Genomic DNA, 16,981 nt, shown 5'->3' with positions numbered 1-16,981 from the left:
TTGGCGGCCCTTTTTTTATACCCCGAAGGGGCACGCAAAGGTAAGGGCTGTTGAAGCCAGATCAATAGTGCTAGAAGCGATCTAGAGTGTAACAAAAAGACTGTTGCTGGATGAGTTTTGAAACAGGTTTGAAGTCGGGTATCGCGGCCTGGCTGACAAGCGAGACCAGATTAAATCTGGCTCGCGCGGGGGAGGAAGTGTCGCGGCGTGTGGGACGTCGGGGGCGCGAGCTTTTGTATTTCCACCGCACGGACGATCCTTATTGCCAATTGATGGTCCAGGCTTTGCCTGACCTTGCCAGCCGCTTTGATGTCAAGATCAAGCCGCTGGTGATCGAACGCCTGCCAGCCAACATGTACCCGGACCCACAGCGCTTTGAGGCCTACAGCATCCTGGATGCCACGCGCCTCGCGCGGCTTTATGGGCTTGGTTTCCCGTCAAACGCAATGGTCCCGGACCGGTTGAATGTTGGCATGGCGAACCGGTATCTCGTTAGCCTGCAGGACGACCCGAGCTTCTTTACGGCGGCCGAAGAAGTAGGCGAAGCGCTTTGGCGCAACGACCACAAGCTGGTGCGCAGCCAGTGTGTGGCCGCCGATATTGACGAACATGCGCTCGACAAGAACGAAAAGCTGCTGAAGGAGCTTGGCCATTATGCCAGCGCCACGGTCTATTATGGGGGTGAGTTCTATCTGGGGCTTGACCGGCTGGATCATCTGGAGCACCGGCTGAACCGGGCAGGTGTGGGCGACGGTGAAGTCCATTTCGAGCTGACGCGCCTGTGGCGGTACGGCTTGCAGAATATGGAAAAGTCTGTCTCAGGCCGCAGTGTGAAAGTCTACTTCTCTGTACGCAGCCCTTATAGTTACCTGGGCCTGCATCTGGCGGCGGAACTGGCCGAAAAATCAGGTGTGCGGCTGAAGCTGAAACCCGTGCTGCCCATGATGATGCGCGGCATGAAGGTACCCAAGGCCAAGGGGCGCTATATCCTGATGGATACAGCGCGGGAGGCGCGGGCCGAAAACATTCCGTTTGGGCGTATTGTTGACCCGCTGGGGTTGGCGACCAAGCGTGCCATGGGGCTTGGCTTTGCCTTGGCGGAAAGCGATCAGGACCTGGCCTTCTTCAAAGCCTTTACCAAAGGCGTGTGGGCCGAGGGCATCGACGGCACGACCGATGCGGGCCTCAGGAAAATTCTGGACCGTGCGGGGATCGGCGGTGCGAAACTGTCTTCTGCCTTGCCGGAAGACGTTTGGGGCCCAATTGCGGAACGGAACCGCCAAGCCCTTCTTATGGCGGGCGCCTGGGGCGTGCCGACCTTCCGCGTAGGCAATGAAACCCTGTGGGGGCAGGACCGTCTCTGGGCCGTTGTCGACGCTTTAAAGCAGCAGTGAAACGCTTCATCGCAGCAATCTTTCGCTTAGATTGACTGGCGGTAAAAGCTGCTTATTGTTTTTGATTGGCCGCCAGTGGGCAAGGGCGGCGTGTTTTCGGGTGTGGGGCCCGGTGTGAGGTTAACCAAGGGGACGAGTTACAGTGAAGATGAATGATAAGATACGCGTTGGCTTTTCCGCGCTGTCGCTTTTGGCAGTGGCGGCCTGTGCAGACACGGGAAATGTGGAAAAGTCGGCGGCTGACCGCGCGGAACGCTTCAGTGCCAACCGCATTGAAGCAGATGTGCGGTTTCTGGCGGATGATACGCTCAAGGGCCGGGACACCGGCAGTGAAGGGTACCGGATTGCAGCAAACTATGTGGCAGCCGAATATGCCCAGCTTGGGTTGACGCCTGCGGGCGAGAACGGCAGCTATTTCCAGGAAGTGCCTTTCAAGACAGCCAAGCTGGATTTGGATACGGCAGCCGTGACCGTCACTGTGAACGGTGAAGAAAAAGCGCTGGCAGCTGGCGATGATTTCTACATGAGCGGGGACGTGAATGTGCCCTCCGGCGACGTTTCCGGCGATATCGTTTTTGTGGGCTACGGCATCCACGCGCCTGACCTGGGTCATGACGACCTTGAGGGTGTCGACCTTGACGGCAAGATCGCACTGGTGATCGGCGGCGCACCGACCAGTTTCAACAGCGAAATTCGGGCGCACCACGGTTCAAGCACTACAAAGAAGAAAGAGCTGGCCAGCCGCGGCGTTGTTGGCACGCTGATCGTCAGCACCCTGTCTGGCGAAAAGCGTCGTCCGTTTGAACGGCTGAAGAAATATCTTGGTACCGAAAACTTTGATTGGGTAGCGCCGGAAGGCTCCGGCGATAACGCCCCACGCATTACCGCGTCGGCGGCCATCAGCCACGATGTGGCGCGCACGCTGTTTGAAGGCGCTGGCGTATCGTTCGATGATGTGATGGCGCAGGCGGAAGAGGGCGCGCCAGAAGCTGTCGCTCTCAAGACATCGGCGTCCATCAAGCGCGACAGCATCCTGTCCGACACCTTCTATAGCCCCAATGTTTTGGGTGTGCTTGAGGGTTCAGACCCCGTGCTCAAAAACCAATATGTCGTGATGTCCGCGCACTTGGACCATATCGGTGTGTCCGAGCATGCAAAGGGTGATGACAAGATCAACAATGGTGCGCTCGATAATGCTTCCGGCGTTGCCGTGATGATGGAAGTAGCGCGGGCCTATGTGCGCTCTGGCGAGCGTCCCCGCCGGTCAATCCTGTTCGCGGCTGTGGCGGCAGAAGAAAAGGGCCTGCTGGGCGCTGAGTATTTCGCTAAATTCCCAACTGTGGCCAAGGGGCAGATGGTTGCCAACGTCAATGTGGATATGCCGATCCTTCTGTATGATTTTGCAGACGTGATTGCCTTCGGCGCGGACCGTTCCAGCCTTGGCCCTGTTACCGCTGAGGCAGCTGGCAGCATCGGTGTATCGCTGACGCCGGACCCCATGCCGGAAGAGGGCATCTTTACCCGGTCTGACCACTACCGGTTCGTGCAGCAGGGTATCCCTTCTGTATTCCTGGTAACCGGCTGGGGTCCTTCGGTGGACGGCAAGGATGGCGGTGCCATCTTCCGCGAGTTCCTGGGTAAAACCTATCACCGTCCGCATGATTCGCTGGATCAGGCCATTGATTTTCAGGCTGGTGCCAAGTTCGCTTATGTGAACTGGTTGATCCTGAATGAAGTGGCCAACGCAGACGAGCGTCCGCGCTGGAACGCCGGCGACTTCTTTGGTCGCACGTTCGGTGGCCTGGGCGCTGATGCGTCAGAAGCGCGTTAACCGCCTGACATCATTTGCTGAAAACAGAAAGCGCGGGGTCGTCCCGCGCTTTTTCTTTAGGGTTTATAGGGCGCCATGCCCTGGTTCGCCAAGGCGTCGGCGCGCTCGTTCCCCGGATCGCCCGCGTGGCCCTTTACCCAGATCCAATCGATCTCATGGGGCTTGATGGCCTCGTCCAGCGCCTGCCAGAGGTCAGCGTTCTTTACCGGCTTCTTGGCGGCATTTTTCCAGCCTTTGTTCTTCCAGGCATGAATCCATTTGGTGATGCCGTCACGGACATAGGTGCTGTCCGTGTGCAGATGCACCACGCAGGGGCGTTTCAGAAGGCGCAGGGCTTCGATTGCAGCCGTCAACTCCATCCGGTTGTTGGTGGTCTCCATCTCGCCGCCGGTGATTTCCTTTTCGTGCTCACCATAGAGGAGGAGGGCGCCCCAGCCACCAGGGCCAGGGTTGCCGGAACAGGCACCGTCAGTATAAATCTCAACAACGTTTTTCTTAGACGACATATTGGGCCGCATCCCCGATCTGCTGGTGGAACTTCAGTCGCTTCAGGTAATCAAGCGGGTTCTTTGGATTGACCACTGCGCCTTCAACAGGGTTCAGCCAGTCATAGAGGCGTGTCAGCAGAAAACGGAGTGCCGCACCCCGACACAACAGTGGCAAGGCCTGGATTTCGCCGGGCGTCAGCGACCGGTGCGCATCATACATTTCGATCAACCGCTTGGCGTGGCCGGGCAGGAACTGGTGGTCCTCGTCAAAGCACCAGCTGTTGATGCAGACCGCGATGTCATAAGCCAGCATGTCGGTGCAGCCAAAATAGAAGTCGATCACGCCAGTGATGGTGTCGCCCGTGAACAGCACATTGTCCGGGAACAGGTCAGCGTGGATGGTGCCGCTGGGCAGGCCAGTCGGCCAGGCAGCTTCCAGGGCCGCGAGCTCTGCCCTGATTTCAGCGGCCAGGCCTTGCTTGACTTCGTCTGCGCGGGCGTCGGTCTTGGTTGCCAGTTCCTTCCAACCCTCAAGTGACAGGTCATTGGGACGGCTCTCATCAAAGCTTTGCCCGACCTTGTGCATGTCAGCCAGCATGGCGCCCAACGCGGCGCACTGGTTCTCCGACGGGTGGTGGACACTCACGCCAGACAGGAAGCTGATCAGGCAGGCCGGGCGGCCCGCCAGTGTCTGCAGCGCTTTGCCTGACTTGTCATGGATCGGCAGCGGGGACGGAATGCCGCCGCCGGCCAGATGTTCCATCATGTTCAGGAAATAGGGCAGGTCTTCAGGATTCGCGCGTTTCTCATATAGCGTCAGGATAAAGCGGCTTTTCGTGGTCTCCAGCAGATAGTTGGAGTTTTCCACGCCCTCCGCGATGCCCTTGAAGCTGGTTGCTTCACCCACATCATAGGTGGCTAGGAACGCATTCAGGGTCTGGTCGTTTACCTTGGTGTAAACCGCCATCAGGCCACGTCCTTCAGGATAGGCGGTACCTTGAAGACCACGTTTTCTTCTGCGGTGGTCACAAGCTCCAGCTTGGCGTCATAGTGGGCTTTCAGGGCTTCTATGACTTCCTCAACCAGCACTTCAGGCGCGCTGGCGCCAGCGGAAATGCCTACGGCGGTTGCGCCATCCAGCCAGTCCCAGTCCAGTTCAACCGCGCGGCGCACCAGCTTGGCTGGGCAGCCTGCTTTTTCGCTGACTTCCACAAGCCGCATGCTGTTGGAGCTATTGTAAGCACCAATCACGATCATGCGGTCTGCCTGTTTGGCCACTTCTTTCACCGCAATCTGGCGGTTGGTGGTGGCGTAGCAGATATCTTCCTTGTTGGGCTGGTCCAGTTCCGGGAAGCGCGCCAGAAGGGCGGCCACAATGTCGGATGTATCGTCAACCGACAGGGTCGTCTGTGTCACGAATGCCAGCTTTTCGGGATTTTGTGGCTCAAACTTTGCCACATCCTCGACGGTTTCAATCAATGTCACCGTGCCGTCCGGCACCTGGCCCATGGTGCCGATCACTTCCGGGTGGCCGGCGTGACCGATCATCAGGATTTCCCGGCCGTGCATCATGTGGCGCTCCACTTGCCGGTGCACTTTCGACACCAGGGGACAGGTGGCGTCCACATACACCATGTTGCGGCGCTCGGCTTCGGCGGGCACGGCTTTCGGTACACCGTGGGCGGAAAAGACCACCGGCATGTCTGTCGGCACCTCATCCAGCTCGTCCACAAAGACAGCACCTTTGGCCTCAAGCCCTTCAACCACATAGCGGTTATGCACGATTTCGTGCCGTACATAGACGGGCGCGCCGAACTTCTTGATCGCCAGTTCGACAATCTTGATTGCGCGGTCGACCCCGGCGCAGAAACCGCGCGGGTTGGCCAGAAGAATTCGCAGGCTGTTATCTGCCGCCATTCGGCTGCCTCCATGGGAAAGAAATTGCAGCCCTTAGCTACCGCTCAACGCCCCCAAGCGTCAAGCAAGACGTGCTTCGTTCGGTCATAAGCTATGGTGCATGCGCTACGCCACAGTTTGGACAAGCTTGGCTGATAGCCGAAGCCAGAGGTTATTTATGCAGGCAGGGCCATAAGGTGGGTTGCTCTTTAGCAGTCTTCTTTTTATGATCGCGGCCAATTTCCGGCTTTCCACAGTAGCTCAATAGTGCGCGCGGGGCCGATACCTGATTTTGAAAGGCGATTTATGTCCGTTCGTAGTGTGATTTTGTTCGGTCTTGTGTTCCTGCTTGCTGCCTGCGGCAACCGCAACCCGCTTGAGGTGACGGTCTCCCGCTGCCCGGCCGTGGCCGTTGTGGGCGATGCTGGCACCCTGACCCGCTTTGAAGGGCAGAGCCGCAATGTGGAGGATGTCGCCTTCACCGCCTCCATCATGGACGTAAAGCTGACGTGCGAAGAAGCTGAAGACGTTACCTCGCAAGTAACCTTCAGTGTGGCAGCCAACAAGGGCGAAGCCTTCAAGGGCGGCAGCGTGACAATCCCTTACTTTGTGGTGGTGATGAAAGACAACAGCCAGATTATCACCAAGAAAATCTATGATGTGACCCTGAATTTTGACCGCGATGGCCGTGCGGTGTCGCGAGAGGTTCTGGAGCAGCACATCCCGACGATCGCGCAGGCGCGGCGCTATAACTATGAAGTGCTGCTGGGCTTCCAGCTGACGGCCCAGGATGCGGTGTTCAATATGGAGCGCTAAGCGCGGTCCAAAAATCTTCCAAAGAAAACGGCGGCCCATATCGAGCCGCCGTTTTTGATTCTGGGATGACGCCAGGGCCTAGAAGGTTGCCCGGAAGGCCACGCCGATATTGCGGCCCGGCAGCGGCACATTATCCTTCAGGAAGCTTGTATGCTGGCGCGCCTCGACATTGCCGATGTTGGTGGCTTTGAGCGCTAGCGACAGGTTCTTGTTGTCGAACGGCCGCACGGTCAGGTAGGCGTTCCACAGCAGGTAGTTTTCTGTCGGCAGCTCAAACTCGGTCACCCGGTTCTGGCTGGCGGCATATTCAAGTTCCGTCCGCACATCCACAGAAAACGAGGAGGCCTCAATGCCGACGAGCGCCGACAGGGGCGGGATGCGTGGCAGGTTATTGCTGCCATCCACGCCCGTCAGCTTGGCCCGGACATAATCCAGTTGGCCGTCCAGATGCACGTCAAATTCGCCGAGCGGGCCGCTGTTGAAGCTGCCGGCGTGGAATTCAGCCTTGGCTTCAAAGCCGTAGAAACGGGCGTCGTTTGCGGTGAAGGCGAATACGGGCAGGCCGTCTTCCTCTTCGCCCGTTGCGGCCTCGAAGATGAAGTCGTCATAATTTGTCAGGAAGCCGTTCACCGCCAGGGTGAAAGGGCCTTCGGAGTAGCTGAACGTGGCCTCGATACCAAGCGCAGTTTCAAGCCCCAGATTCTGGTCCCCCAGCTCAAAAGCGCCGGTGGCCAGGTGTGGGCCGTTTGAGAACAGTTCTTCGGCTGATGGCGCGCGTTCAGTGCGGAAGACGGACAAGCCCACAAAGGCGGCGTCGGAAAGGTCATAACCAAGGCCTGCGGATAGGCTGAGGCCGTCAAAGTTCTCGCTCGCGCCAAGCGCGTCGGCAGAATATTTCGTGTGTTCATACCGGCCACCTACTTCCAGCGTGTAGTGGCCCATGTCGAATTCCTTGACGCTATAGAGGCCAAACTGGTTCGTGATGGTTGGTGGCACAAAGGCTTCGTCGCCGATGGCGGAGAAATCGCGGCGCCTGAGTTGGATACCGGTAGCGCCACTCCAGGCATCGCCGCCTTTTTCAATCAGGTCCAGGCGGCCTTCCCAGCCTTTGTTGGCAAAGACGGTGCCGATTTCCTCACCTTCAAGTTCCGTGTGCTTATAGTCAGCATAGCCAAAGCGCAGCTTGGCTTTCTTGAACCAGGCAAAGTCGCGTTCCAGTTCACCATTGATATCATAGCGAATCTGGTTCAGGTCGATGGTCACGGCTTCCGCGCCATGCTCTTCGCCCTCGTGATCTTCCTCGTCATGCTCGTCTTCATCGTGGTCTTCTTCGCCGTGCTCATGCCCGCCCGGCACGCCGTACTGGCTATCTACCTTCTTGATGTTCACGCCGATAAAGCCGTCCCGGAACAGAAGCGACAGGCCGCCGGAACCGCCAGATGTCTCAGTGGCGGAGTTTTCGGCGATACCAAATGCTTCGCCCTCACGCTCCTCATCATGCTCATCCTCATGATCTTCATCGTCATGGCCTTCCTCGGCTTCCTCTGCGTCATGCAGGGCTTCGGATTCGGCAAAGCCCGGGATTTTATAGTCGTCCGTGTTTCTGAACATGAAGTCGCCGTGGGCTACCAGTGTACTGTCGCCAAGCTTGCCAACAGTGGCGTTGAAGGCAGCTGTGACCTCGTCCCCGTCATTCACGGTGCTGTGGCCGTAGCGTACGGCCCCTTTGAAGCCGCCTGCGGGCAGTTCGCTGGGGATACGTCCGTCGAATACGTTGATCACGCCGCCTGCGGCGCTGTTGCCGTACATCAGCATGGCAGTGCCGCGCAGAATTTCAATCCGTTCCGCAAGCGCCGGTTCAACAGACACGGCGTGATCGGGGCTGGTGGATGACGCGTCGATGGAGCCCAGGCTGGAATCCAGGACCCTGATGCGGTCACCGCCCAGGCCGCGGATGATCGGGCGGCTGGCGCCCGGGCCAAAGAAGGTGCTGGAAATGCCTGGCTGACGCTTCAGGGTTTCACCGAGGGAGCCGTCCAGCTGGCGCAGGATTTCTTCCTGCCGGAGTACGGTGGCGCCGACGATGGTTTCGCCCAGTTTGCGGCCTTCATAGGCGCCGGAGACAACAATTTCCTCTAGCTGTTCATCAAGTGGGGGAGCCTTTGTGGCTGCCACGGGCATGGCCCAGCCGCCGACAAGGGCACTGGTGGTAAGGAGAATAGTAAATCGTTTTTGCTTCATAACTTCAGACACGTCGATCATCCCTGTATCAATCAGTTTATGCGCGGCAAATGAGCCAACGCGTATTTTATTGGATTGTATTGGAGTTGCGGTGCAGGGCCGCAGGATCAGGCGTGTGCAGGGGGCGCGCGGATGGTGCCAAAACGGGCGGCGCGACTTTGCGGGGCAGCCGGCAGGGCGGTCGGTTCAAGCCATTCAGCACGGTCATTGAGAACAACGGCAGGCGCTGCCGCCACATCCATATCGGATGATTTCTTGACGATGGAGGCGACAATACAGGGGTGGCCGTCGTGTACGTGGTCTGCGTCCCCATAGGCGGCGCTGTGGGCGGCCGCGAAGAACTGGGCAGAGACAAAGACAAGCGCAAGCAGCGCCACAAGGCGTGCTTTCATGCTTCTTCCTGCCGTTTTTGCCTTCGCAAATTCCACTGGAATCGTTTCCCTGACCGTCAACTCTGTCAGAAGCTTATCTATGCTATACTATAGCGTTCTTCAAGCACCTTTGCGATGAACGGCAAACTGTAGCCGATGAAGCGAAGCGGGGATGCCGGGGAAGCGCACAGAAAAGCACTCGCTTGCACAATTGCGTGATTGACTCTTTCGCTGCTGTCCGGCATACCGTCGCCAACACGTTACGCTGTATGCCCCAATCCGATTTGAACTGGGTATATCGCAGCAACCGTGCGGGAGAGACCAGTTTCCTCTGATGGGTTTGAGGACTGGCGCCGAAGGAGCAACCGCCCCGGAAACTCTCAGGCAAAAGGACCGCACGGGCCATGTGACGCTCTGGAAAGTAGCGATTGCGCAAGCATTGCTCACCGACGGGGTAAGCCGGCCAGTATTTCGCCGGTCAAATCTCTCAGGTTCCGTGACAGAGGGGGCGCAATTGCCGGATTTTTCCGGTACCATGCGCACGCGGAGGCCAGAGACTTATGACTGACGAGACCCTTCTAAAGACCCCCCTTTATGACATGCATGTGGCCGCTGGCGGCAAGATGGTTCCGTTCGCGGGTTATGCCATGCCTGTTCAGTATCCGCTCGGCATCATGAAAGAGCATGAGTTCTGCCGCGCGAAGGCGGGTCTGTTTGACGTCTCGCACATGGGCCAGTGTTACATTCATTCCAAAGACGGCAGCGACCCAGCCGCCGCGATCGAGAAGATCATGCCTGGCGCGCTTCAGGTGCTGAAGCCGGGCAAGATGCGTTACACGCTGCTACTGAACGATGAAGGCGGTATCGAGGATGACCTGATGGTCACCCGTACGCATGAACCAGAGGGCACGCTGTATGTGGTTGTGAATGCGGCGTGCAAAGACAAAGACTATGACATCCTGGAAGAAAAGCTCGGTGACCTGATCACGGTTGAACCCCTTGAGGACCGCGCGCTGATCGCGCTGCAGGGCCCGAAGGCGGAAGAAGTTCTGGCTGCCCTGGCGCCAGAGGCTGCTGAACTCGGCTTCATGGAAGCAACAGCGATCACGCTTGAAGGCGTTGTGTGCTGGGTATCCCGTTCTGGCTACACCGGCGAGGATGGTTACGAGATTTCAGTACCCGAAAGTGAAGCCGAGGCACTGTGCAAGCGTCTGCTGGCCAGCGACGACGTTGAATGGATCGGCCTTGGCGCGCGCGACAGCCTGCGCCTTGAGGTTGGCCTGTGCCTCTCGGGCCATGACTTTGATGCCAGCGTGACGCCGGTAGCTGCGAACGTGACCTTCGCCATCGGCAAGAAACGCCGCGAGGCGGGCGACTTCGTAGGCGCTGACCGTATCCTCAAGGAATTGGCGGACGGCGCCTCAAGCTCCCGCGTGGGCATTCTGCCTGCGGGCCGCGCACCGGCACGCGAAGGCACCATCATCGCCGACATGGACGGCAATGAGATTGGCAAAATCACCTCTGGCGGCTTCGGCCCCACCTTTGGTGGCCCTGTTGCCATGGGCTATGTCCCGAAAGCATATACGGAAGTGGGCACAGATGTGCAGCTTCTGATCCGCGGCAAGGCCCATCCGGCCAAGGTCGCTAGCACCCCATTTGTTGAGCAGCGCTACAAGCGCAAGCAAGTATCTTAAGCCTGGATTTGGAGGATAGGCGCATGTTGAAATTTACTGAAGAGCATGAGTGGCTGGAAGTTGAAGGCGAAATCGCAACCGTTGGTATTACCGACTATGCGCAGAACGCCCTTGGCGATGTTGTGTTTGTAGAGCTGCCAGAAGTTGGTGCAGCTTACGAAAAAGGCGACGAAGTTGCGGTTGTTGAATCCGTGAAGGCGGCGTCTGAAGTATATGCACCGCTGGCAGGTGAAATTGTTGAAGTCAACGAAGCCCTCGAAGGCGAGCCTGGCCTGGTGAACAGCGCAGCGCTCGACGCTGGCTGGTTCTTCAAGATCAAGATCGCCGACGCTGGTGAACTTGACGACATGATGGACGAAACGGCTTACGCCGAGTTCATCGAAGGCCTCGACTAAGATTATCTGAGCGCTGGCCGTTGGCCGGCGCTTTTTGTTTGTGAAATGGGAGTTCGGCGCATGCGCTACTTGCCGCTAACCGCCACCGACCGGCAGGCAATGCTGGATAAAATCGGTGTTCGGCATATTGATGAACTGTTCAAGGATATCCCGAATGATGTCCTGAACCCGGAAATTGATCTGCCTCGCCACAAAAGCGAGATGGAAGTGGAGCGCTACCTGTCGCGCATGGCCGCCCAAAACACGGCTGCGGGCAGCGTGCCGTTCTTCGTTGGCGCAGGCGCCTACAAGCACCATGTGCCAGCAACTGTCGATCACATGATCCAGCGCGGCGAATTCCTGACGGCTTACACGCCGTACCAGCCGGAAATCGCGCAGGGCACGCTTCAGTATATCTTCGAATTCCAGACGCAAGTCGCCCAGCTGACTGGCATGGACGTGGCGAACGCCTCCATGTATGACGGCTCTACCGGTTGTTCGGAAGCCGTGATGATGGCGCGCCGCGTGACGCGGAAGAAGAAAGCCATTCTGGCCGGTAGCCTGCATGCGCACTATGCAAGCGTGGTTGAAACCACGACCCAGTTCACCGATGACGTGATTGAGCGCCTGGCGCCCAACCCGGCCAACCCTGAGGCCGAGCTTCAGGCTGCGATTGACGCCATTGATGCTGACACCAGCTGTGTGGTGTTCCAGAATCCTGGCGTGTTCGGCAGCGTGCTGGACCTGCGCCCCCTTGCTGAAAAAGCGCATGAAAACAAAGCGCTGTTGATTGTTGTGCTAACCGAAGTGATGTCCCTTGGCCTGATTGAGAGCCCGGGCGAAATGGGTGCGGATATCGTGGTTGGCGAAGGCCAATCCATCGGTAACGGCCTCAACTTCGGCGGCCCTTACCTTGGCCTCTTTGCCACCAACCAGAAGTTTGTGCGTCAGATGCCGGGCCGCCTGTGCGGCGAAACGGTTGACGCTGACGGCAAGCGCGGCTTCGTGCTGACGCTTTCGACGCGCGAACAACATATCCGCCGCGAGAAAGCCACGTCGAACATCTGTACGAACTCCGGCCTGTGTGCGCTGGCCTTCACGGTCCATATGACGCTTCTGGGCGAAAAGGGCCTGCGCGGTGTGTCGCTGGCGAACCACAAGGCTGCTGTTGACCTGCGCGATGCCCTGAAGGGTGTTGACGGGGTAGAAGTTCTGAACACCACCTTCTTCAACGAATTCTCTGTGAAGCTATCGAAAGACGCTGCCGGCGTTGTTGATGCGCTGGCTGACAAGGGCATCCTCGCGGGCGTGCCGGCCTCGCGTCTCTATCCGGGAGCTGGCCTTGATGATGTGCTCATCCTTGCGGCCACGGAAACCGTAAGCGCAGATGATATTGATGCCCTCGTGGCTGGTCTGAAGGAGGTCCTCTAATGTCCATGAATAATCAAGGGCGGCCGACCTCCGCAGGTGCCGCGACTGAAAACACAGATTTCGAAAGCTTCTCCGGTCACAAGGGCTTGCGCCTTGCCGAGCCGCTGATTTTCGAGCTGGGTTCCACGGAAACCACTGGCGTTGACGTGCCGGAAGTGGGCGAGTTCGAGATGGCCATTGGCGGTCTTGAGCGCACGAGTGAGATCGGCTGCCCGGGCCTGCCTGAGCCCGATGCTGTACGTCACTACACGCGCCTGTCGCGCCGCAACTACGGCATCGACATGGGTGTATTCCCGCTTGGATCCTGCACCATGAAGCATAACCCGCGCCTGAATGAAAAGATGGCGCGCCTGCCGGGCTTTGGCGACATCCACCCGCTGCAGCCAAAATCCACCGTCAAAGGTGCGATGCAGTTGATGGACGAACTGAGCCATTGGCTGTGTACACTCACAGGCATGCCTGCGGTGGCGCTGAGCCCCAAAGCCGGTGCCCACGGTGAACTGTGTGGCGTGATGGCCATCCGGTCTGCGCTGGAAGCCCGCGGTGATGCCCGTGAGGTGATCCTGTGTCCTGAAAGCGCGCACGGCACCAACCCGGCAACCGCCGCTTTCTGTGGTTACAAGGTGAAGGCGATCCCGGCCAAGGATAACGGCCGGGTTGATCTTGAAGCCCTCAAGGAAGCGCTGGATGACACCGTCGCGGCCGTGATGCTGACCAACCCGAACACCTGCGGACTGTTCGAGAATGAAATCCGCGATATTGCGGACGCCATTCACGCAGCCGGTGCCTTCTTCTACTGTGACGGCGCCAACTTCAACGCCATCATGGGCAAGGCCCGTCCGGGTGATCTGGGCGTGGATGCCATGCACTTCAACCTGCACAAGACCTTCTCCACGCCGCACGGCGGTGGCGGCCCGGGTTCCGGTCCGGTTGTCTTCTCTGACGCGCTGAAGGCTCACGTGCCTGTGCCGTTCGTTGTGAAGACCGATGATGGCTTCGATCTGGTTGAGGATGCGGACGACAAGTCCATGGGCCGTCTGGTTGCTTACCACGGTCAGATGGGCATGTATGTGCGGGCGCTTTCCTACATGCTCAGCCACGGTTCTGACGGTATCCGTCAGGCGGCTGAGGATGCGGTTCTGAACGCCAACTATGTGCTGGCGTCGCTGGGTGACGTGATGACCGCGTCGTTCGATGGCCCTTGCATGCACGAAGCGCTGTTCGATGACCGCTTCCTGAAGGACACGGGCGTGACCACGCTTGATTTTGCCAAGGCCATGATCGACGAGGGTTACCACCCGATGACCATGTACTTCCCGCTGGTGGTGCATGGCGCCATGCTGATCGAGCCGACCGAGAGCGAGAGCAAATACAACATGGACCAGTTCATTACGTCCATGCGTGGGCTCGCAGGCGAAGCCAAAGGCGGCAACGTGGACCGCTTCAGTGGCGCGCCTTACCATGCACCCTGGGGCCGGCTGGATGAAACGCAGGCGGCGCGCAAGCCAGTGCTGCGTTACAGCCCTGAAGAATAAGCTTAATTTCAGCTTTTAAAGGCAATACTGCCCGCCGGGGATTGATCCCTCCGGCGGGCAGTTTTCTTTGACGTTTGGTCGAATGGTGATAACTTCGACGGCAGTCGGGGACAGGAGGTTCTGTGAGTAAACGCATTCTGGTTATTGATGATACGGCTACGACCCAGCAGACGTTGGCGCAGCATTTGCCGGCCAGTGACTATATGATTTCAGGGGTATCGGGCGGCGACCAGGCTGTTGAGCTCCTGAAGACAGAGCGTTTCGATATTATCGTTACTGTCATCGACGTCCCGGGCATCAAGGACTATGGCATCCTGCGGATTATCTCAGACCTTGATTGGGACCCGGGCGTGATCCTGTTGAACAATCTGGATGCGCGTGCCAACCAGGAAGCGCGCGAACAGGCCATGGCCTACAGTGTCAATGTGCTGGGCACGCTCTCAAAACCCATCAATGCCGGTCTTCTGACCGCGGCTCTTGAAGACATTGCCAACACCCGCGCAGGCGTGGCCATGGGCACGGAAACCGTGCTTGAAGAAGCCGAGTTCACCCGTGGTTTGATGACGGATGGCCTCGCACCCGCCTTCCAGCCCAAGCTGGACCTCAAGGCCAAGGCCGTGATGGGCGCAGAAGTCTTCGCGCGGTGGAAAACCCCGACAGGCAGTTTCCTGGGGGCAGGGGCCGTTGTGAAGGCGGCGATCGAGTATGGCCACATGGACGTGCTAACCTACCGCATGCTTGAGCTTGCGATGCAGCAGCAGGGCCGTTGGCGCAAACAGGGCCAGGAAGTGACCCTATCGATCAACGTCACGTCAGAGAACCTGCGCAAGCCGGATTTTGCCGAGGTGGTCGCGGGGCTTGCTGACCAGTTCGATATTCGCCCTGATATGGTGCGGCTTGAGGTAACAGAGTCTGATCTGGATATTGACGCGAAGGTCCCGCTGCAGGTGCTGGCACAGCTGCACAAGGATGGGTTTGGCCTGGCACTGGATGATTTCGGTGCCGGTTTTGCGCCGCTTCTGAAGCTAAAGGAAATCCCATTCGACGAGTTGGTGATCGACCGGCAGTTCCTGAGCCGCGCTGTCGAGGACGACAAGGCGCGCATCATTCTTGAGAGCGCGATTGATCTAGCTCACAAGCTGGAGCTCAAATGTACCTGTGAAGGCGTGGAAACCGAGGAACATCTCAAGATCGTTACCGACCTGGGCGCGGAGTACGCCCAGGGATATTTGTTCGGCAAGCCTATGTCGGCCGGTGAATTCCTGATCTGGATCGAGGACTTCAAGGACGGCGTGATGAAAGTCCCTGGCATCAGCTAAGGGTTCGACCCCATTGTATGCGGCGCTATAGCAGGGCAGATACAGCGGCTTTCAAGTCTTTTGCCAGCCCTTCATGGGTGAGGCGCTGGCTGTCCCCATCGAAATTATCGAAGAAGCTGGGAACTGAAAGCGATGCCTTGACGTCTGCAGCAAAGTAGGGGGCGGAGCCCACGGCAGCATTCAGGACGGACCCGGCACCGCCAGGGCCAGGCGAGGTGGCGAGATACACAGCCGGCTTGCCCTGATATACTTTCTGTTCAATGCGGGAGGCCCAGTCAAAAGCGTTCTTGTAGGCCGCAGTGAAGGACCCGTTATGCTCTGCAAAGGATATGAGCAGGGCATCCGCACCTGTGATTTTGTCATAGAACGCCTGGGCCACTGCCGGGATACCCAGTTCGGTTTCCCTGTCGATGCTGAAGAGCGGGGCTTCATAGTCGTTCAGGTCAATGACCTCGACTTGGATATCAGGAGAAAGGCTGCGCAGCACATCTGCGGCATGCGTGACCAATTGCTTGTTGATTGACTGTCGGCTGTTCGAGGCTGCAAAAGCGAGGAGTTTCATGGTGATCTCTTTCTTGTCCAAATATGTTTCGTTGGACAAGAGATAGTTTGTTGCTTCCTTGTTGATTAGTGGGAATTTTCGATACATATTGTTCCATAATTGGAACAATATGGCGGCCTCATAATGAATTTGAATGACATGTTGTTGTTTGCAAAAGTCGCGGAAGTGGGTGGCATCTCTGCTGCAGCGACAGCTCTGGGGCTGCCGAAATCCAGCGTCAGCCGCCGGATCGCTGCACTGGAAGATGCCCTCGGTGCAGCGCTGCTGGAGCGAACCACAAGGGTTGTTAAGCTGACGGAGTTTGGCAGAATTTTCCTGCAGCACTGTATCCGTATCTCGGAAGAAGCCGAGAGCGCACAGGCTGCAGCTCATGAAATCATGTCGACACCACGGGGCGTCTTGCGGGTCAGCGCATCCACTGCAATCGGCCAATATCTTGTCGCCCCACACATTGGGGATTTCATGGCCAGTTACCCCGAAATCGATGTGCAGCTTGTGTTGAATAACCGTCGTGTAGACCTTATCGCGGAAGGGTATGACCTTGCCATCAGGGTAGGGCGCCTCGAGGACAGCAGCCTGATCAGCCGGCGTCTGGGCGGTGCACGGGCAATTATCTGCGCGGCACCATCCTATATCGAAAAGCGCGGACAGCCGAAAAGGCCGGAGGATCTTTCCTCGCATACAACGCTTGCGATGAGCGATAGCAACAATGTCACGAAATGGCTGCTCGAAAATACTGCGGGAGACGGTCGCGCCGTCGATCTTGCCCCGCGGCACTGTGTCAATGATTTTACAGTGCTGCGGACAATGGCTGAAGGGGGGAGCGGTATCATTATCGCGCCGGAATATGTTGTCAGGCAGGCGATTGCGGCCAACAAGCTGCGTCAGGTCCTGCCAGATTGGCGAAGCACCCTGATTGACTATTACCTCATTTACCCCAGCCGTCGGGGGCTTACGCGCAAAGCGGAAGCCTGGATCGACTTCTTCGCCGACCGCTTCAGGAAGACATTGGTCAAAGACAAACAATAA

At 58.1% G+C, this 16,981-nt stretch carries 15 protein-coding genes and 1 riboswitch; of the genes, 9 read left to right on the top strand and 6 right to left on the bottom strand.

Translation table 11 applies throughout. The features are described 5' to 3' along the window. The first annotated feature begins 110 nt into the window (after positions 1 to 110). Entirely contained in the window at positions 111 to 1,394 is a 1,284-nt protein-coding gene (locus KORLAC_RS13770) for a DsbA family protein (protein WP_068307395.1), read from the top strand. A gap of 148 nt (positions 1,395 to 1,542) precedes the next feature. Further along, positions 1,543 to 3,225, top strand: coding sequence for a M20/M25/M40 family metallo-hydrolase (locus KORLAC_RS13765; RefSeq protein WP_074519438.1), 1,683 nt, complete (start codon positions 1,543 to 1,545; stop codon positions 3,223 to 3,225). Between the two features lie 56 nt (positions 3,226 to 3,281). Here KORLAC_RS13765 and rnhA read toward each other — a convergent pair whose 3' ends face one another. The 3 genes from rnhA to ispH are packed head-to-tail and all read right to left on the bottom strand — an operon-like array spanning position 3,282 to position 5,630. Next, on the bottom strand, positions 3,282 to 3,731 hold the full coding sequence (gene rnhA / locus KORLAC_RS13760; protein ID WP_068307391.1) for a ribonuclease HI: 450 nt from the start codon (positions 3,729 to 3,731) through the stop codon (positions 3,282 to 3,284). Beyond that, positions 3,721 to 4,680: a homoserine kinase gene (thrB, locus tag KORLAC_RS13755; RefSeq protein ID WP_068307390.1), complete on the bottom strand. Its 960-nt coding sequence runs from the start codon at positions 4,678 to 4,680 to the stop codon at positions 3,721 to 3,723. Before thrB ends, rnhA begins: the two co-directional genes overlap by 11 nt. Beyond that, on the bottom strand, positions 4,680 to 5,630 hold the full coding sequence (gene ispH / locus KORLAC_RS13750; RefSeq protein ID WP_068307389.1) for a 4-hydroxy-3-methylbut-2-enyl diphosphate reductase: 951 nt from the start codon (positions 5,628 to 5,630) through the stop codon (positions 4,680 to 4,682). Before ispH ends, thrB begins: the two co-directional genes overlap by 1 nt. Positions 5,631 to 5,915: 285 nt before the next feature. Between ispH and KORLAC_RS13745 the strand changes: the two genes are divergently transcribed. After that, positions 5,916 to 6,425 carry a hypothetical protein gene (locus KORLAC_RS13745; protein WP_068307388.1) on the top strand — a complete coding sequence of 170 codons (510 nt, stop codon included), beginning with the start codon at positions 5,916 to 5,918 and terminating at the stop codon, positions 6,423 to 6,425. Between the two features lie 78 nt (positions 6,426 to 6,503). Here KORLAC_RS13745 and KORLAC_RS13740 read toward each other — a convergent pair whose 3' ends face one another. Continuing rightward, positions 6,504 to 8,678, bottom strand: coding sequence for a TonB-dependent receptor (locus KORLAC_RS13740; protein WP_160328636.1), 2,175 nt, complete (start codon positions 8,676 to 8,678; stop codon positions 6,504 to 6,506). A 95-nt stretch (positions 8,679 to 8,773) separates the two neighbouring features. Beyond that, entirely contained in the window at positions 8,774 to 9,058 is a 285-nt protein-coding gene (locus tag KORLAC_RS13735) for a hypothetical protein (protein ID WP_068307384.1), read from the bottom strand. 281 nt (positions 9,059 to 9,339) lie between these two features. Next, positions 9,340 to 9,443: riboswitch (glycine riboswitch) on the top strand. 154 nt (positions 9,444 to 9,597) lie between these two features. Between KORLAC_RS13735 and gcvT the strand changes: the two genes are divergently transcribed. The 5 genes from gcvT (at position 9,598) to KORLAC_RS13710 (ending at position 15,390) form a co-directional block, all read left to right on the top strand. Next, a complete protein-coding gene (gene gcvT / locus KORLAC_RS13730; protein WP_068307382.1) occupies positions 9,598 to 10,731 on the top strand; it encodes a glycine cleavage system aminomethyltransferase GcvT in 1,134 nt (377 codons plus the stop codon). Positions 10,732 to 10,754: 23 nt separating this feature from the next. Beyond that, on the top strand, positions 10,755 to 11,126 hold the full coding sequence (gcvH, locus tag KORLAC_RS13725; protein ID WP_068307380.1) for a glycine cleavage system protein GcvH: 372 nt from the start codon (positions 10,755 to 10,757) through the stop codon (positions 11,124 to 11,126). Between the two features lie 60 nt (positions 11,127 to 11,186). Beyond that, positions 11,187 to 12,536, top strand: coding sequence for an aminomethyl-transferring glycine dehydrogenase subunit GcvPA (gene gcvPA, locus KORLAC_RS13720; protein ID WP_068307378.1), 1,350 nt, complete (start codon positions 11,187 to 11,189; stop codon positions 12,534 to 12,536). Then, a complete protein-coding gene (gcvPB, locus tag KORLAC_RS13715) occupies positions 12,536 to 14,071 on the top strand; it encodes an aminomethyl-transferring glycine dehydrogenase subunit GcvPB (protein WP_068307376.1) in 1,536 nt (511 codons plus the stop codon). Before gcvPA ends, gcvPB begins: the two co-directional genes overlap by 1 nt. A gap of 122 nt (positions 14,072 to 14,193) precedes the next feature. Then, on the top strand, positions 14,194 to 15,390 hold the full coding sequence (locus KORLAC_RS13710) for an EAL domain-containing response regulator (RefSeq protein ID WP_068307373.1): 1,197 nt from the start codon (positions 14,194 to 14,196) through the stop codon (positions 15,388 to 15,390). A gap of 25 nt (positions 15,391 to 15,415) precedes the next feature. On the opposite strand, the gene KORLAC_RS13705 is transcribed toward KORLAC_RS13710, so the two are convergent. Further along, positions 15,416 to 15,952 (bottom strand): NADPH-dependent FMN reductase, encoded by a 537-nt coding sequence (locus tag KORLAC_RS13705; protein ID WP_068307825.1) that lies wholly within the window; start codon positions 15,950 to 15,952, stop codon positions 15,416 to 15,418. A gap of 123 nt (positions 15,953 to 16,075) precedes the next feature. Between KORLAC_RS13705 and KORLAC_RS13700 the strand changes: the two genes are divergently transcribed. After that, positions 16,076 to 16,981: a LysR family transcriptional regulator gene (locus KORLAC_RS13700; protein ID WP_068307371.1), complete on the top strand. Its 906-nt coding sequence runs from the start codon at positions 16,076 to 16,078 to the stop codon at positions 16,979 to 16,981.

Source organism: Kordiimonas lacus, assembly GCF_001550055.1.
GTDB lineage: Bacteria > Pseudomonadota > Alphaproteobacteria > Sphingomonadales > Kordiimonadaceae > Kordiimonas > Kordiimonas lacus.
Note: the sequence above shows the minus strand (reverse complement) of the source record. Positions and strands in the feature narration are given on the sequence as shown.

Excerpts from the sequence above, each read along its gene's own strand:
- KORLAC_RS13770 (WP_068307395.1), top strand. The coding sequence starts at position 111 with ATGAGTTTTGAAACAGGTTTGAAGTCGGGTATCGCGGCCTGGCTGACA.
- KORLAC_RS13765 (WP_074519438.1), top strand. The coding sequence starts at position 1,543 with ATGAATGATAAGATACGCGTTGGCTTTTCCGCGCTGTCGCTTTTGGCA.
- rnhA (WP_068307391.1), bottom strand. The coding sequence starts at position 3,731 with ATGTCGTCTAAGAAAAACGTTGTTGAGATTTATACTGACGGTGCCTGT.
- thrB (WP_068307390.1), bottom strand. The coding sequence starts at position 4,680 with ATGGCGGTTTACACCAAGGTAAACGACCAGACCCTGAATGCGTTCCTA.
- ispH (WP_068307389.1), bottom strand. The coding sequence starts at position 5,630 with ATGGCGGCAGATAACAGCCTGCGAATTCTTCTGGCCAACCCGCGCGGT.
- KORLAC_RS13745 (WP_068307388.1), top strand. The coding sequence starts at position 5,916 with ATGTCCGTTCGTAGTGTGATTTTGTTCGGTCTTGTGTTCCTGCTTGCT.
- KORLAC_RS13735 (WP_068307384.1), bottom strand. The coding sequence starts at position 9,058 with ATGAAAGCACGCCTTGTGGCGCTGCTTGCGCTTGTCTTTGTCTCTGCC.
- gcvT (WP_068307382.1), top strand. The coding sequence starts at position 9,598 with ATGACTGACGAGACCCTTCTAAAGACCCCCCTTTATGACATGCATGTG.
- gcvH (WP_068307380.1), top strand. The coding sequence starts at position 10,755 with ATGTTGAAATTTACTGAAGAGCATGAGTGGCTGGAAGTTGAAGGCGAA.
- gcvPA (WP_068307378.1), top strand. The coding sequence starts at position 11,187 with ATGCGCTACTTGCCGCTAACCGCCACCGACCGGCAGGCAATGCTGGAT.
- gcvPB (WP_068307376.1), top strand. The coding sequence starts at position 12,536 with ATGTCCATGAATAATCAAGGGCGGCCGACCTCCGCAGGTGCCGCGACT.
- KORLAC_RS13705 (WP_068307825.1), bottom strand. The coding sequence starts at position 15,952 with ATGAAACTCCTCGCTTTTGCAGCCTCGAACAGCCGACAGTCAATCAAC.
- KORLAC_RS13700 (WP_068307371.1), top strand. The coding sequence starts at position 16,076 with ATGAATTTGAATGACATGTTGTTGTTTGCAAAAGTCGCGGAAGTGGGT.